The organism is Peptoniphilus hominis (ex Hitch et al. 2025), from assembly GCF_040096015.1.
In the GTDB taxonomy this organism is placed as follows: domain Bacteria; phylum Bacillota; class Clostridia; order Tissierellales; family Peptoniphilaceae; genus Peptoniphilus_A; species Peptoniphilus_A hominis.
The window spans coordinates 50,493-66,575 of sequence record NZ_JBBMFO010000004.1; the positions used below are offsets into that span (position 1 = coordinate 50,493).

Annotated in this window: 17 protein-coding genes, 1 tRNA gene and 1 riboswitch; of the genes, 6 read left to right on the plus strand and 12 right to left on the minus strand. The window is 34.6% G+C overall.

What is annotated here, in order from left to right; all coding sequences use genetic code 11:
• Positions 1-10: 10 nt before the first annotated feature.
• On the minus strand, positions 11-2,701 hold the full coding sequence (locus tag WMO19_RS02740) for an S-layer homology domain-containing protein (RefSeq protein ID WP_349170109.1): 2,691 nt from the start codon (positions 2,699-2,701) through the stop codon (positions 11-13).
• A 726-nt stretch (positions 2,702-3,427) separates the two neighbouring features.
• On the opposite strand from WMO19_RS02740, the gene WMO19_RS02745 reads away from it, so the two are divergent.
• The 3 genes from WMO19_RS02745 (at position 3,428) to WMO19_RS02755 (ending at position 4,237) form a co-directional block, all read left to right on the plus strand.
• The gene (locus WMO19_RS02745; RefSeq protein WP_349170110.1) at positions 3,428-3,700 is read left to right on the plus strand and encodes a type II toxin-antitoxin system RelB/DinJ family antitoxin; all 273 of its coding nucleotides are present in this window, start codon (positions 3,428-3,430) and stop codon (positions 3,698-3,700) included.
• The gene (locus WMO19_RS02750) at positions 3,697-3,975 is read left to right on the plus strand and encodes a type II toxin-antitoxin system YafQ family toxin (protein WP_349170111.1); all 279 of its coding nucleotides are present in this window, start codon (positions 3,697-3,699) and stop codon (positions 3,973-3,975) included. The genes WMO19_RS02745 and WMO19_RS02750 overlap by 4 nt, the downstream gene beginning before the upstream one ends.
• A gap of 91 nt (positions 3,976-4,066) precedes the next feature.
• A complete protein-coding gene (locus WMO19_RS02755) occupies positions 4,067-4,237 on the plus strand; it encodes a hypothetical protein (protein ID WP_349170112.1) in 171 nt (56 codons plus the stop codon).
• Between the two features lie 82 nt (positions 4,238-4,319).
• On the opposite strand, the gene WMO19_RS02760 is transcribed toward WMO19_RS02755, so the two are convergent.
• The 10 genes from WMO19_RS02760 to WMO19_RS02805 form a co-directional block, all read right to left on the minus strand.
• Positions 4,320-5,045 (minus strand): Fic family protein, encoded by a 726-nt coding sequence (locus WMO19_RS02760; protein WP_349170113.1) that lies wholly within the window; start codon positions 5,043-5,045, stop codon positions 4,320-4,322.
• A gap of 67 nt (positions 5,046-5,112) precedes the next feature.
• Complete coding sequence (locus WMO19_RS02765; RefSeq protein ID WP_349170114.1) at positions 5,113-5,436, minus strand: type II toxin-antitoxin system RelE family toxin; 324 nt, start codon at positions 5,434-5,436, stop codon at positions 5,113-5,115.
• The gene (locus WMO19_RS02770) at positions 5,433-5,756 is read right to left on the minus strand and encodes a type II toxin-antitoxin system Phd/YefM family antitoxin (RefSeq protein ID WP_349170115.1); all 324 of its coding nucleotides are present in this window, start codon (positions 5,754-5,756) and stop codon (positions 5,433-5,435) included. Before WMO19_RS02770 ends, WMO19_RS02765 begins: the two co-directional genes overlap by 4 nt.
• Positions 5,757-6,312: 556 nt before the next feature.
• A complete protein-coding gene (locus tag WMO19_RS02775) occupies positions 6,313-7,434 on the minus strand; it encodes a pyridoxal-phosphate-dependent aminotransferase family protein (protein WP_349170116.1) in 1,122 nt (373 codons plus the stop codon).
• A gap of 118 nt (positions 7,435-7,552) precedes the next feature.
• Entirely contained in the window at positions 7,553-8,482 is a 930-nt protein-coding gene (locus tag WMO19_RS02780; protein ID WP_349170117.1) for a glutaredoxin domain-containing protein, read from the minus strand.
• A 164-nt stretch (positions 8,483-8,646) separates the two neighbouring features.
• Positions 8,647-9,252: an ECF transporter S component gene (locus WMO19_RS02785; RefSeq protein WP_349170118.1), complete on the minus strand. Its 606-nt coding sequence runs from the start codon at positions 9,250-9,252 to the stop codon at positions 8,647-8,649.
• A gap of 53 nt (positions 9,253-9,305) precedes the next feature.
• A riboswitch (FMN riboswitch) is annotated at positions 9,306-9,418 on the minus strand.
• 529 nt (positions 9,419-9,947) lie between these two features.
• Positions 9,948-11,390: a L,D-transpeptidase family protein gene (locus WMO19_RS02790; protein ID WP_349170119.1), complete on the minus strand. Its 1,443-nt coding sequence runs from the start codon at positions 11,388-11,390 to the stop codon at positions 9,948-9,950.
• A gap of 212 nt (positions 11,391-11,602) precedes the next feature.
• Positions 11,603-11,686: transfer RNA gene (locus WMO19_RS02795), tRNA-Leu, on the minus strand.
• A 187-nt stretch (positions 11,687-11,873) separates the two neighbouring features.
• Positions 11,874-12,149, minus strand: coding sequence for a type II toxin-antitoxin system YafQ family toxin (locus WMO19_RS02800; protein ID WP_349170120.1), 276 nt, complete (start codon positions 12,147-12,149; stop codon positions 11,874-11,876).
• The gene (locus WMO19_RS02805; protein ID WP_205051809.1) at positions 12,146-12,367 is read right to left on the minus strand and encodes a type II toxin-antitoxin system RelB/DinJ family antitoxin; all 222 of its coding nucleotides are present in this window, start codon (positions 12,365-12,367) and stop codon (positions 12,146-12,148) included. The genes WMO19_RS02800 and WMO19_RS02805 overlap by 4 nt, the downstream gene beginning before the upstream one ends.
• Positions 12,368-12,514: 147 nt before the next feature.
• Between WMO19_RS02805 and WMO19_RS02810 the strand changes: the two genes are divergently transcribed.
• From WMO19_RS02810 to WMO19_RS02820, 3 genes are all read left to right on the plus strand, one after another.
• The gene (locus WMO19_RS02810) at positions 12,515-12,925 is read left to right on the plus strand and encodes a hypothetical protein (protein WP_349170121.1); all 411 of its coding nucleotides are present in this window, start codon (positions 12,515-12,517) and stop codon (positions 12,923-12,925) included.
• 102 nt (positions 12,926-13,027) lie between these two features.
• Complete coding sequence (locus tag WMO19_RS02815; protein ID WP_349170122.1) at positions 13,028-13,918, plus strand: copper amine oxidase N-terminal domain-containing protein; 891 nt, start codon at positions 13,028-13,030, stop codon at positions 13,916-13,918.
• A gap of 115 nt (positions 13,919-14,033) precedes the next feature.
• Positions 14,034-15,089, plus strand: coding sequence for a hypothetical protein (locus tag WMO19_RS02820; protein ID WP_349170123.1), 1,056 nt, complete (start codon positions 14,034-14,036; stop codon positions 15,087-15,089).
• 141 nt (positions 15,090-15,230) lie between these two features.
• Here WMO19_RS02820 and WMO19_RS02825 read toward each other — a convergent pair whose 3' ends face one another.
• Entirely contained in the window at positions 15,231-16,040 is an 810-nt protein-coding gene (locus tag WMO19_RS02825; protein ID WP_349170124.1) for a C39 family peptidase, read from the minus strand.
• Between the last annotated feature and the right edge of the window lie 43 nt (positions 16,041-16,083).

Here is a 16,083-nt window from a genome sequence, read left to right on the forward strand (position 1 = left end):
TTAACTAAACTTATTTTGTTTTAACAGCCATATTGAAAGTTGCAATAGCTTTATTTAAATCAGTGTTAGCTTTTTCTACATCTGCTTTAACATCTTTTTTAGCTGCTTCTTTAGCAGTTTCAATAGCTGCATTTAGTGCAGTAAAATCTGCTTGTTTTGCATATCTTTCTTTAGCTTGTAAATCAGCACCGTCTTCTGATACTTTAACGCCTTCTTTAGCTTTTCCAGCTGCAGTGATAGTAGCGTTTAGAACTTCTTTAGCTTCAGCTAAAGCTTTAGCTTCAGCTTGTTTAGTTTCTTCAGCTTTAATAGCATTTTTTAAAGCTTCAATATCTGCTTTTGGTGCATTATATTTTGCGTCTGTCCAAAGAATTTTTTGTCCAGCGCTCATTGAATCTTCTAAGCTTTTAATTTCAGCTTCAAGAGCTTTTGCATTCTTTAGATTGTTTTCGTTAACAATTCTAAAGTTTTTAGCTGCAAGATTAGCTTTTTCAACTAATAATTCAATGTTATCTTTTTCAGCTGTGTAAAGAATAGCTGCGCCAGTTTCATTGTCGTGGAAGTTAACTGCATAGTGTTGTCCGTGTGCGTTAACAGATTCAAATACTTTGAAGTCTACTCTTCTTGTTGGGTAAGCTCTGAACCAAGCGTCAAGTGCTTTAGCTACATCGTTAGCTACGCTGTAAGTTGCATATCCGCTTGCATCAGCTGCATCAAAGATATTGTAGTCAACTCTTACAGTAACTGTAGGGTTAACAGTGTCAATACCTTGGATAGAAATAATTCTACCAACTTCTTGAGACTTGTCAGCTGCAGGAATTACATTTACAAGTGATCCTTCAAGCTTAGTATCTTTTCCAAGAAGTGAAATGATTTCAGCAGTGTTGTTCGCTGCTTGTGCGTAAACTTGAGATTTTCCGAAGTCTTCTACTCTAAATTGAAGAGTATTGCCAACTTCAACTTTACCATATCTCTTAGCTGAGAAGATGTCTGCGTCTCTAAGATCAAGCATTGATCTTTCGCCGTTTTTATCTTCAACGTAGATAACTTTTCCGTCTTCTCTTACGTCAGTAATTCTAACGATTGGGAATACAGAAGTCTTAGAGTGGTCAATTAGTGTTGCATAGAAAGATCCAGTTCTAACTGTATCTAATTCGATAACATCAAGTTTGTCACCATATTCTAGTGGGAATCTTGAAGTATCATATACGTTATCTCTGTCAACTAGAGTACCGTCAGTCTTTTCTAAAGTAGTCATAAACTTAGAAGAAGATGTTTCGATTACTCTGTATTTTTCGCCACTAGCTGATTTGTTTACAAAGTTGAATACTACAACTTTTGCAGTGTGTCTATCAGCTGTGTCAATTCGGATTGCTCCGTAGTTTCTAGTGATTCCATCAGTGTCAAATCCAGCGTATACGCCAGCGATCTTGTAGTTATTGTAGTTATGGAAACCAATAAGTGCAAGTGCTTCGTTTACGTTAGCAACTTTCTTCATTTGGTTGTTAGCTGGGTTAGCTACATAGAATTCAGTCTTATCATTAATCTTTAATGTAAGATTGTTGTTAACCTTATTAATGTTGTGGAATACGATTTTCTTAGCATCAATGTTGTTAGAGTTAAATTCAATTGTTGCGTAAGAATCGTTAGTTCCGATTGCTTTTTGAGCTTCAGCTGCTGATTTTGCTACTGGGTTAATAGTTTCAACAGTGTTATCAGCAACGCCTCTCCAAATATCGTTACCTACTGCCATACCTGCTGCATTGTTCTTTGCAAGTTCAGCTGGGTTACCAAGTTCGATAATGTGAGTTACTTCGTTCTTGTCATTAACAAGAATTCTTACTAATGATCCTAGGTAGTAATCTCTTACTTTAAGATCAAGCATTCTAATTTGTTGAACTTGTTGTCTAGTTGCGTTCATACCAGTTACAAATACAGTATCGCCTGTAACCTTGTATTCCATTTTAGAATCTTGGTTAAGTTGTAACATGTCTTTAGAGAAGTTAGAAATAATTCCTCTTGTTTCGTTAGCTGGTACTCTCTTGAATTCTTGCATTTTGTAAAGTGCATTGTAAACCATAGTGAATGCATCTGCTCTGTTAGCTGCTTTGTTAGAATCAACAACGTTAACGTCATCAAGAATTCCTAGTTCAGCTGCCCATGTCATCCAAGATGTTGCCCAGATAGCGTTTTTAACCATGTCAGCAGTTAAGTCTTTTTTAGCAAGAACTACTAACATTTTAGCTAATTCAGCGTAAGTTACATCGTTTTCTGGCTTGAATGATCCATCTGGATATCCTGCTAGCATTGCAATTCCGTTAGCGTCAGATGGAACTGTAGTTCCTACTGAGATAACTCCGTTTGCCCAGTGCTTAGTATCTACGTCAGAGTAGATCTTCATAGCTCCTTGTAGTTTTTTAGCTAGGTCTTCGTTACCATTAGCTAATACAAGTAGTCTTGTGATTTCGGATCTCTTGATGTTCTTATCAAGTCCGTAGCTTCCATCTTCGTAGCCTTCAACAAGTTTTTTGTCGATGATATATTGGATTTTGTTATCTTTTCCAACAATCTTTTCAACTTTTTCAGAAGCTGCTGGTTTTTTAGCTTCTTCTTTCTTTGCTGGTTCAGCGGCGAAGACACTTGTGAATGTTCCTAGTACCATTACTAGTGCTAGTACTAGAGAAATAATCTTTTTGTTCATTTGTCTTTCGACCTCCTTAAAAATTTTGTAGATTCTACAAAAGTCTCAAACTTTTGTCGCCGAGACTGAACAATCTCGACTCAGAGGTGACAAATAAATATCGCCTTATTTCTGGTTTTATTTAATTGTCATGTTCCTCTTATGTTTCTATTATACACTACATTCTTCCTTTGTAAAATTACAATTACATTACATAAATTTTCTTGTATCTGGGCTTTTGAAATATTTATGTAACATTGTTTTACTTGGGTGCTTTGTGGGGATAATAGAAAGGGTCTTGGGAATATGGGTCTTTAGTATCCCTTGTCTTTGGGTTTTTGCCTTTTGACATGGGGACTTATCACTTTTAGTCAATCTGTTTGTTGCAATACTAGCTCTCGCTCTTTGGTTTTTGGCTTTACCTTTCATTTTTGGTTTCGCCTTTTGTTTTGGCTTTCGCCTTTGACTTAAGTGCCCTTTGCCTTGGACTCTTGCCCTTTAACATGGGGATCTTAGACCTTGTAATCCAAAACCGTATGTAAAATTATAACAAAAGGGTTACATTTTTGCAATTTCTTTTTCTAGTAAAGGAGTTTTGCTGGAAAGCCTGCGGCTTTATCGCTAAATAATATAAAAAGAAATTTTCTTTATAAATTATTTTTTTCTTATTAATTTTCTAAATCTATAATGACAACGTGTTGACCATGCACGAAATTAATTTTATAATTTAGAAAAGGGGATGTGTTTATGTCTACTACAAATTTAAATATTAGAACGGATAAAAAAGTGAAGGAAGATGCTGAAAAGATTTTTGCAGAACTTGGTCTTAATATGACAAGTGCTATTAATATTTTTCTGAGAGCAAGTATAAGAGAGAGTGGCATTCCTTTTGCCTTAAAGCTTGATGTGCCTAATGAGGAGACAATCCTCGCCATAGAAGAAGCAAAAAGAATCGCAACAGATGATGGTGTGGATGCTTTTGATAATATGGATGATTTAAGGAAAGCTCTTGATATATGAAATATAAAGTAAAGTTTACAAGTAGCTTCAAGAAAAATTTGAAGTTAGCAAAAAAGCAAGGAAGGGATATTGAGAAACTTTTTTATGTAATAGAGATGATTGCAGATGGAAAGGTTCTTGATGAGAAATATAAGGATCATTCTTTAGGTGGAAGTTATAAGGGAACGAGAGAGTGCCATATTGAGCCTGACTTTTTATTAATTTATGAAAAGTTTGATGATTTGTTGATTTTATCTTTAATCAGAGTCGGTTCTCACTCAGATTTGTTTAAATAGTATTTTTAAGCTGGGTATTGTTGCCTAGTTAACTATTGACCTTAGAGGTCTTTTGGAATAATATTACTTTATAAAAGTAAAGGGGGTTTTTATGAGAGCTTACCATGTTTATAAGAAAGAAATTCTAAAAAACAATGAAATCAGGGCTGAATATGATGCCCTCGAGGAAGAATATGAAAAAATTGAGGAAAAAATCAAATTTAAACAAAATAATGAGGATTTTTCCTATAAGGGTGACAAAAATAAGTTAAAAATGATTTGATAAACAAAAAAGCTAGGCTTTTGTTTTCATTTGCGAAAACATCCTAGCTTTTTTTGTCCCTCAAATTCGAAGGGATATAATTCTAACTTTGAAACTCTTCTATGATACTCAACTCGTAGTCCTCTACAAGTTCTTGGAATTTTTCGAGACTTCCTTCTTTTCCGTACTGATCTAAGGCTTCATAGTATATAGGTCTTTGTTTTGCTTCTATTATTATTGGTAGAAATTCGTTTTTCATTAGGACATAATTTAAAAGTAGTCTTGCGCACCTTCCATTTCCATCTTGGAAGGGATGGATTCGTATAAATTCTGCGTGTACCCAGGCTGCTAGTTGTACTGGATGGATCTTGCCTTTCTTCTCATTGTAGGAATATATGAAATATTTCATTTCATCGCGGACTTTTTCCCATGATGGTGGGGCAAAACTTGCACCAGTGATTCGCACATTGCCACTTCTATAAATGCCACCTTGAAAAATGTTCTCCATTAATATTTCGTGAATGTCCTTTATAAGATTCTCGTCAAGGTCATCATCAGGAGACAAATGAGCTTTTACATAGTCGAAAGCTTTGTGATGGTTGACAACTTCATAAATTTCCCTCAAGCTCTTGCCACCAACAGAAATGCGATCCACAAGCAAGGTCTTTACCTCATATATTGATAGAGTGTTACCTTCGATTTTTGTGGACTCGTGAGAAAATCTAATTGCAAAATCTTCTTCAAACTTTTTAAGAATTTCTGGCAATATATCCTTTTTATTAATATTAAATTTTCGAATAGCCTCATCAATTTGCTTTAACTTATCCATATAAAACGCTCCTTAAGTTTTGATAAAATTTTTGCTTTCTTTATCCTTAATTAAGCCTTGTATCTAACTATAGATTTTTTAACCTTTTTTCAGCTTCTTTATAAACTTCGGAATCAGCCCTTGCCCCTATAATGATAATTAATATGACATCATCTTGTCTTATAAGTTTATATACAATTCTTATACCTGCATTTTTTATCTTTATTTTCAAAAGCCCCGCTAGTTCAGAACTGTTTTGGTTTCTAAGAGGTTTGCCATATCCCCCTTCTGTGTTAGGTAGTGGGTTTAACATGATTTTATTTATGGCTTTATCTACTACTTTTCTTTGTGAGCCATCAAGAGATCTATAATCTTCAATTGCTTTTTTTATAAAGGATAATTTATACATCATTCAATCTCATCATCACTAAGTGGCTCAACTTCATCTAAACTTATACTAAATAGTTTTTCAAATTCCTCTTTGGAAACAATATCATCTTCGGAAATAGATTCAAGTCTTGATTTTGCAAGCATTAGATCTTTTGCATCTTCAAGTTCATCTATTAGTTTTGAGTATTCGTCAGGAGAAATCAGAACACATTCAGGTGTGTTGTTTTTTAATACAACTTTAGAACCGTTAGATTTAACATCATCAAAAATTCTACCAGCAAGACCACGATTAAAATCAGAAATAGAAACTGTTTTATTTGAAATTTGTTTTACAAAATCCATATAATCACCTCGAAAACATTATATCATGAAAGCAGAAAAATTGATATATTTGTAGATAAAATAGTTGATAAATATATTGTTATTTGCTTTTGTAGGGGTTTTACATCTTAGCAAAAACCATAATCTTATCATGTGAACCCATAAAGGGAGGAAGCCGTTAAAAAATTCAACTGTGAATGAGAGATTGATATTTGCGAAGCAAATTCAGTCGCTCAACCGCAGAACTCTAAGAACGAAATGGAGTTAAGCTTTTAAAATTTTATTTTTGACCTTCATTTTCACCCTCATTTTTCCCCTCATTTTTCACCCTCATTTTGACCGTCATTTTGACCCTCATTTTGACCGTCATTTTGACCATCACTTTTGAGTGACATTTTTGGTGACATTTTGGGTGACATTTTAGGTGACACTTTTGGGTGACATTTTAGGTGACACTTTTGGGTGACATTTTAGGTGACACTTTTGGGTGACATTTGTTTCGTCTTGGTCAATAAATTATTTATATGATTTTTGATAAGTCAGTTAAAAAGTTTTTTGCTTTTCAAATGCAATTTTCTCACTTCATGAGTTCTACAAATCTTTCTTTTAAGGAAATTTTAGTTTCTATTCCCAACTCTTCAAATACTTCGTCCAACTTTTCATATAATTCTAAAAAGTTTTCGTAGGATATGTTGTTGCCCATGTGGCCTATTCTAAATACTTTCTCGAAGATGTTGCCTGCACCCTTGGATATTAATATGCCTTTCTTTTTTAGGGCTGTAAGGATGTCATCTGCTATGAAGCCTTCTGGCACCATGACTGCTGTTAGGGTGTTGGATCTGGAGTCCTTGGCGTAAAGTTCGAAGCCTGCTTCTTCGAAGATTTGTCTTGTTACTTCTGCGTATTTTTTGTGAAGGGCAATGGAATCCTTGGCAAAGAGTTTGTCTAGGGCAAGGTCTAGGGCATAGGTCAAGTTCTCGTTCATTGTGTATGGGAAGGCAAAGCCGTCGGAGTAGTCGTAGTAGTTTAGGAAGTTCATATAATATGATGGAACTGGTTTTTTCCTGTTGGCTATGGCTTCTTTTGCCCCGTCTGATATTGTAACCATGGTTAGTCCTGTTGGTGCTGAAATACATTTTTGGCTGCCGCCAAGGGCTATGTCAACTTTGTAATCGTCAAAATCAAATTCTTCTCCGCCCATGCCTGATACTGTGTCCACTACTGTGAGGATGCCATAGGAGTTAAGCAAGTTGCAGATGCTTTTTACATCGTTAGTGATGCCTGATGGTGTCTCGCAGTGGACCATAGTTGCTACTTTAAAGTCGTGGTCTTTTTCTAGGAAGGCTTTTAGTTTTTCTAGGTCGAAGCCGCGTCTGAAGTCGTCTTCGAAGATTAGTGGCTCGCCGTCGTAGTATTTTACGAAGTCGGCAAAGCCTGCGCCGAAAACTCCGTTATTAAGTACGAGGACTCTGTCCCCCGCTTCCACTAGGTTTATGATTGCTGCTTCTAGTCCAATCATGCCTTCGCCAAGCATGAGGATAGTTGTTGCTTCCGTCTTTAGGAGTTTGGAGATTTTTTTCTCCACTCTTCTATGTATTTTTTCGTATTCTGGATCGATGTCTGGGTTTGTGAGAGTTTTTCCCATTAATGCCATTACTTCGTCGTCAATTGATGTTGGTCCTGCACATAAGATTTTCATTTTTTACCTCTCTTTGTCTTTTGTTAATTCTTTTATACTGCAAATTGTCTTTTGATTAAATTATATTATATGGGGACAAAAAAACAAGCTGCCTTTTGACAGCCTGCTTTGATTTTGTTTATTTGTTTTCTACAAAGTAAGTGTTTTCTTCTATTTGTTTAAATATTTCATCGTATTGTTTTTCTTCGAAGCCAACAACGCATTTGTCTATGCTCTTTCCATCTTTTTCAAGTGTCATTATGTGCGTTGGATAGTAAACTCTGTCATTGTATTCTGTCATGTCTTTATAGTATTTTTCAAAGATTTCGTCTTTTTTGCCTTCGCTATCTCTAATGTCTCTTGCTATATATTTGATTCCTTTATTATCTAAGTATGCTTTTAATTTTTGGCAGTAAGGACATTCTTCAAAGCCATAGATTAGAAATCTTATGTCTTCTTCTCCTGCTTTTGTTTTTATTTTGTTTATTGGTGCTGTGAAGTAACCTTCTTCATATATGTCTTCTATTTTTGCATCTTTTGAATCTAATAAAACTGTTTGTGTTTTGAAGTCATAAGCTACTCCAAAGTCCAAGATTTTTGCTAGGTCTCTTAGGCGGAAATAGTTGTATCCGTCTATGAAATATCCATTGAGTTCTATGTCCTTTCCTTGGCTGTCCACTATTTTTTGTTTGTTTGTTTTTGCTATTTTTTCTTCTTCTCTTTTTTCAACGTAAGTAAAGTCTTCTTTTTGATTTTGGCCCTTTGTTATGATTACTTTTTGGCTTTCATTGTCGTAAGATACCATAAATTTTGCTGGTGTGTCTTTGAGAAGAGCTGCTGCATCTCTAATTCTTACATAGTTAGACCTATTAATTAGGTAAGAATTTATTTTTATGTCTTTTCCGTCAAATCTAACTTTTTCTCCTGATGTCTTAGCCATTCTTTCGTCTGATTCTAATTTTGATACTTTAGCTTTGTTTTCTTCTTTGCCTTCATTGCTGTTAGCTAGGGCTGTTATAGGACTTGTAAAGATTAAAAGAGCTAATAATACTACTGCAAATTTTTTCATAATCTGCCTCCTTTAAATTTATTACTAGTATTTTATCACATTAAATAAAAGTTTAAATGTTATTTTTAAATTTTTTATGGGACAAAAAAACAAGCTGCCTTTTGACAGCCTGCTTTGATTTTATTTTTGTTTTTGCTTTTATTTTCCTTTAGTTTTCTACACTTTTAGTTTTTAAATAGTGGGCTAATTTTTTTGTAGACTAGCATCATCACTGCTGATGTTGTGAAGCCTTTTATTAGGTTAAAGGGTAGGACTGAATAGATCATCATAGTGAAAAGTCCTGTGATTTTTGGTGTGATGGCAGATCCCATGGCTATTATTGCATCCATTGGCATTACTTTGCCGTAAAGTGGAAATACCACGAAGTAGTTTGATGCCATGGCAAGGATTGTCATTGCTAGTACGCCTACTGTCATTGCAAGGACTGCTCCCTTGTAAGTTCTATGTTTTCTATAGATGTAGCTTGACACTAGAGCAAAGGTACTTGATATGATGAAGTTTGATAGTTCGCCAACGCCTGCTGTCATTGTGCCCTTAAAGATTATGTGCATAAGGTTTTTTAGGGCTGCTATTATGATGCCATAGACTGGTCCCATTGTGAAGGCGCCCATGAGGACTGGCAAGTCTGATATGTCCAGCTTCATAAAGGGTGGTGCTACAAAGGTTAGTGGCAATTGGAAGTACATTAATACGAAGCCAATTACTGATAGCATGGCTACTTTTGTCATGTCTTTTGTTCTTATCATGGTGCTTGTGTTTACTTTATTCATTTTACCTCCTGTTGGGGCATAAAAAAACCCCGAACCTTCGGGGCATGAAAGTTTTAAATCATTCTCTCATCCAGACTTTACTGTCGGTATTGGAATCTCACCAATTCGGCTTGCGCTCGCGGACTTTACCGCCGGTTGGGACTTGCACCCTTCCCTGAAGATTTAAATTTTTATTTATTTCTTGCTTTTATTATAACACTTGTGGTGGGTTTTGCAAGTTTTATTATAGTTGAATTGTAGTGTATTGATGAAGCTTCGCTTTAAGAACAAATAAAAAAATCCTTTCTTTATAAAATTTTTTTAATATGGAGTTTTTATTTCTAATATATTTTTAAGGAGGGGGTTAAGGGGCATTGCGAGGCCCCTTTTCCCCCTCCTTAAACCACCCCCTTTGAACCCCACGCGCTGAAAGTCCAAAAAAATCGGTCATGCTAAATTTTCAAAACTCGTTCTTCGAACTCAAACAGTTGAAAATTTTTAACGCATAACCGATTTTTTTGCTTATTTTATGCACTCACATTAGTCTACGGTTATAGCTGAAGGTGTTCTCCTTATAACACATCAACAAGTTGGGTATTGTTGCTAAGTTATTTGTTTATCAAGAGCTTTTTCTCGATTAGTTTTTTATAAAAATTTTAAGAAAAAATCGACCATTTGCTGAGTTTTTTACTCATGGTCGATTTTTTTTATTGTTTTTATTGTTGCCCTGCTGGTGATGGTTGGGCTGGTGCAGCTGGTGGTGTTGGTGCTGGGGCTGGTGATGCTATTTTTTGCCTTGTTGAGTCATAGACTATTACTGGCATGCCGTTAAAGGTTTTTGGGTAGAGGTTTTTCATCACTGCTGGCGGTATATTTACGCAGCCGTGAGAGCCGCCACTTAGGTAAATTTTTCCACCAAAAGTTGATCTCCAATCGGCATCGTGAAGTCCCACGCCTGACCAATTAATAGGGAGCCAATAGGAAACTTTTGAGCGGTAGGTTTCGCCTGTGAGGTACCTATTTCTCTCGCGAGACCAGATTCTGTCTGTGCCCGTTGGTGTTCCGTTGCCAAGGGTTGGGTTGCCTGATACTATGTCCGTCTCAATTTCCAAATTGCCCTTGTTGTAGTACCAAAGTTTTTGCCTTGCAAGGTCCACCTCAATGTAGGTGTTGCCCACATCGTCCACTGTCCTTGACACTGCATCTTGCCTGTAAATTGGCTTTATGGTAACTGGCTCATCTCTTTTTAGTGCAGCGATTATTTCGTCCTTTGTCTTTTGTCTATCGGTGATCCAACCGTAGATGCCGCCGTCAACTTTTACTGTCCCAATGCCTGTGGCGTTAAATATTCTTGATGTCCTAAAGGTGTCGTACTTTGCTGCAAGTTTTTCCACGAACTTTGTCACCTTTTCTTCGTCAATGACGAGGCTTCCGTCATCAGCCTTGGAATACATGGCGATTATGCCCTGACCTGTCACTTCTTCTTTTCTATCGTCAAAGTCGATTGTGATTTTTTTATCGTAAAGAGTCTTGTAGGATTCCAGTTGATTTTTGATGTAATCAGAATCTGCCCTGATATTTGGCTCTATATAAAGGCCTTCTTCTTCAAGGTTTAATTTTTCTTTTTTGTCGGCAAAATGACCTAAGACTGCTTGTCTAAGTTCATCTCGCTTTATAAAATCGCCATAAACTTCTTTTTCTACTTTAAAGTCGCCCTTGTCGTAGATAATCTTGGCATCAGTTGAATGAATGGACTGGTTTTGCACTGCCTTTAGGCTATTTAGTCTATTTGTGAGAGCCTGGTCGTCGTATTTTAAAATTGTGTCAAGCTGGTAGTGCTTGTCCACTAGAGATGCAAAGGGCCAGTAAAGTGGAGTCTGATCCACAAAGCCGCTGCCAATTTTTTCTTCAAATTTTATTTCTTCTGCTGTAATCTTGTCATTATTTTTTTTGTCCTTGGCAAGGATGTCCAATTGGAAATTTTTGGAAAGTTCTTCGTAATTTTTTTCAAATTCGGAAATTTTTGTCAGTCCAAAGTCGTGGCCGTTGACATAGGTCCTTGGCATAAACCTATCTCTAAAGAAATAAAGTCCCGTTATATATATGAAAATTAAAATTATAAGTATAAATGCAAAAAATATTTTAAAAGTCTTCTTCATAATTCCTCCAATACTTTACATTATACTCTATAGAAATTTTTAAAAAAGAGAATTTCTCGGATTCTTGCAAATGTAATTTAATTGTAAATATTTTGGTGCAGGCATGAATTTTATTTGTTATTATTTTCTATAAAATTTCTCTAAATAGTTTTTGTCAGCTATCTTAAAAAAGGACACAAAAAAACACACAAGCTAACTTGTGTGCCTATTGTTGGTGCGGGAAAGAGGACTTGAACCCCCACTCCGTTGGAACTAGATCCTAAGTCTAGCGCGTCTGCCAATTCCGCCATTCCCGCATGAAGTTTTAACAACAAAATATATTATACTGAAGCTTTTATTTTTTGTCAACTATTTTTTAAAATATTTTTATAATTTTTTTACATTTCATGTAAAATCTAAAAAACTTTTTACAGACCATATAATTTTGCTGTCTTTACATTATAACAGGCAAAATAAATTTTTGCTACTGCTATTTATTTTCTCTTAAAATAAATCACTATGAGAACCTGATCTGTTTAATATTAAAATTAAATTATTATCAATTTTTTCATATATTAATAACCAATCAGGTTCTATATGACATTCTCTGCAAGCAAAATAATTTCCCGTTAATTTATGATCTTTGTATTTCTCTTCTAAAACTTCATCATTTGCAAGTAATTCGATTAATGTATAAAGTTTCTCTAAATCATATTTTGATTTTTTTAATCTTTTTAAATCTTTTTTAAAAGATGATCTAACCTGTATTTTTCTTTTCATAATCTATCTACATACTCTCTAAAACTTTCCATGTCATCAAATTCTGCAACTATTGGATTAGTTTCTTTTACTTCAAAAGGTATAGCTCTTTCACTAACAACAGCTTTTGCAAAAACATTAAAGGCTGTAGACATACTCATACCCATAGACTCACAAATTCTTCCAAATTCATTTTTTAAATTCTCATCTAGTCTTATGTTTAAATTTACATTAGCCATAATAACACCCCTTTTTACATTTATATTATATCACTTCGCGTGTATTTGTAAATATTTTTTCGGATTTCTTTAAGAGCTCCTGTAATTTTTTTAGATTTAAAAATTCTTAAATGGGTAAGATATCTAAATAAAAGAATATTAGAAAGAGTGGTTTTTTTGAACTTTAAAGAAAAGATGAGAAAGTTTATGATTGGAAGATACGGTCAAGATGAGCTGGGTAAATTTATTTTATTTCTTGCTCTAATTCTTCTTATTATAAATTTATTTGTAAAGACGGCTGCCCTATCTGCTGCCTCTTTAGTCTTAATTGGCTATTCTTATTACAGGGCTTTTTCTCGGGACATTAGTGCAAGGTATGCTGAGAACAAAAAATTTTTATCTACGGTTGATCCCTTAAGGAGAAAATTTTCATCTTCAAAAACTAAATATGATAATAGAAAAGTTTACAAGTACATAAGATGTCCCAAGTGCAAGTTTGAAATGAAGGTGCCAAAGGACAAGGGCAAAATTAGGGTTACTTGTAAATCTTGTGGCGAAAAGTTTGTCATAAAAAGTTAAGGCTTCTGGATTTTTTCCAGAAGTTTTTTTGTTGAAATCTTAACTTTATTGTAAATTCTTTATTTTTTTATTAGTGTTATAATATATTAAAGGAGTGATTTTATGAAGAAGAAATTTTTATTTTTGTTATCTTTTTTATTACTCTTCACTGGCGTAAGTGCTAGGAGCGAAAAAAAGATGACTCTAGTCATAAATAATATGGTCTTCGAGAGGGACTTTATTGTTAAAAATGACAGGATCCACATTCCCCTTCGCCTTGTTTCTGAAAATTTAGGCGCCGATGTTAATTGGAAAGGGGACACTAAAGAGGTTGAGATTATCAACAAGGGCAAGAAAATTATTTTTTATGTTGATTCTAATGAGTATAGGATTGACGATATCCTCTACACAATTGACTCTCCTACTTTCATCTTAAAGGACAGAGTTTATGTGCCTGCAAGGGCTCTTGCCAATGCCATGGATGCTAAACTTGAGTGGAATGAAAAAGAGTTTTACTGTGCAATCGACAATGGCTACGAAAAAGATCCAACTCGCGACCTAGATCCAGCTAAGGACGGCAAGGACCTTGCTCTTATTGATAAGCTAAGAAAGGTAACTGACCTTGGCGACTACTTAAAGGACGGCGTCATTAGGGTTGAAGAAGTGGAAGACGGCAAGGTTTATGAATTATTTTTAAAGGATTATGAAAAGAAAAATTTATCTATGAGATTTGTTTTCGACAAAAATAATAATTTAACTTTCTATAAGTTTGACTACTTCCCTAACGAAAAATATCCTTTCTTGGAAAAACATTTAAGTGAAGAGGAATCAAAGAAGGTTGCAAGAGAATTTATGGATATTGTTGGCGATAAGAAAAGATTTTTAAAAGAAAATGAGTTAAATGCCAACCAACAAGTTACACCTGAAGCTGGAACTTATAATTTCTACACAAAATCTAGCCTCATAGCAATTGATGCAAGCGGCGGTTTTGTCTACGCTTATTCTAAATATTAATGTTACAGAATTATTAAAAATGTAAAAATAAGTCACAAATTTAGGGATTGGAATTGATTTCCTATCCCTTTTCTGTATAATAAGATTAACTTATATTTTTTAGGAGGAATAAAAAATGAACAAAAAAATTACATCACTATCTTTAGCAGGTATCATGCTACTATCTACTGCAAGCCCAGTTTTTGCTGCTCCAGAAGTAAAGGCTCCAGTTAAAGAAACTACTAAGGCTGAAGAAATGGTAAAAGACGCTAAGGAAGCTGGCAAAGAAATTGCTAAAGACGCTAAAGAAGCTATGACTGATGCAAAAGAAAAAGTTGAAGAAAAAGGCAAAGAAGCTGTAAAAGAAACTAAAGAAGTTGCAAAGGAAGTTAAAGAAGACGCTAAAGAAGTTAAGGAAGAAGTAAAAGAAAAAGTTGAATCTAAAGATGTTAAGGCTACTACTCAAAAAGTTAAGCTTGACGGAAAAGATGTTGTAATCTACGGATACAATATTGACGGATACAACTACTTCAAACTTAGAGATTTAGCTGCTGTTTTAAAAGACACTAAGGCTAAATTTGGCGTTGAATACAAGGACGCAATGGTTACTCTAACTAAGGGTGCTGACTACAAGGTTGCTGAAACTGACCAAAAAGAAGTTAAGGCTGAATCTAAAGGAATGCTTACTAACGACAAGGTAATGGTTGGCGACAAGGCTCTTACTGCTACTTCATACAAGGTTGACGACAGCAATTACTACAAGCTTAGAGATCTAGGCGAAGCTCTTGGTTTTGGCGTTGACTTTGACAAAGCTACTAACACTGTTTTATTAATGTCTGAAAAAGAAGCTGCTAAAGAAGAAAAAGTTGCTCCTAAAATAGAAGAACTTAAAGAAGCTGTTAAAAAAGAACTTGTTAATGAAAAAGAAGTTCGTGAATCTGAAGCTTACAAAAAGGCTGACGACAAAGTAAAATCTAACTTTGAAAATGCTGTTGCAGCTGCAAAATCTCTACTAGATGACGAAAAAGCTACTGCTGAACAATTTGAAAATGAACTTAAGGCACTTGTTGAAGCTAAAGAACAACTTGGCTTCAAGGCTGATGTTAAAGTAGAAGAAAAGAAAGAAGACAAAAAGGAAGTTAAAGACGAAAAGAAAGACGACAAAAAAGAAGAAGTTAAAGAAACAAAATAATTTAACTTAAACTTAAAAAGACCATGGAAAAAATCCATGGTCTTATTTTTTTGATTTTGTGAAGTTTTTTGAGTATGCGTGAATGTGTGAAAATTATTGTGTATGAGATCTTCCTAATAGGAAGCGAACTATTATTTTTTATCATTTATTTTTTTCAACAGCCCAAGCTGCTTTTATTTCTTTTTTTATTTTATCGTACTGCCATCTGTTTTTTGAATTATAAACAGAGTTTGGGTCGTTTAAAATAATTCTCCCTTCATTATCAAGACCGCATGCCAAAGCTATGTGTCCTGTATCCGTAAAAATGCCTGGTTTGAAAGATAAAATTACAAGATTTCCACTTTCAAGTTCACTAATTATTTCACTTTTCATAATTCCTCGAACTCCTAAACCCTCTTTTGTTAAATAATCTTCTATAAGATTCCATGAACTCATGCCCGCTTCAACATAAGCATTTTTTTCTGCAAACTTTGCAATTTCTTTTGGACTCCTATTTATCCCACAGCCGCTTAAAGCCATGGAGAGAGTCGTTGGCATGCAACCTCTCGTGCCAATTAGTCCGCCTGCATATTTTTCGTAACCCCAACGAGGATCAAATTGTAGATAAAATTTCACTGGATTATTTACACCAAAACTTTCACTTTTTTTCGCAAGACTTTTATCATCTTTTAAGTATCCAAGTATAAAACCCAGGGCCTCTTCCCTTTTTGCGGCAAGCTTTATCATTTTGTCTGGGAGCTTGTCAATATTTTCGTAGACAAATTCATAGCCCTCATCTTTTTTTGCCTTCTCCTTTATTATTTTTATTTTGTCTGACAAATCTTCGCCTCTTGTAAAATTTTCACTGTCTTTTAAACTTATCTCACTTGAAATCCTATTTCTGTGGATGGAAAATCCCCTTACAAGAAAAATTATTAAAAAAATAATAACTGCGAATCTAATCTTTTTCATATTATCACCGCAATCATTATATAAAATTATTTTTAAAACTTTA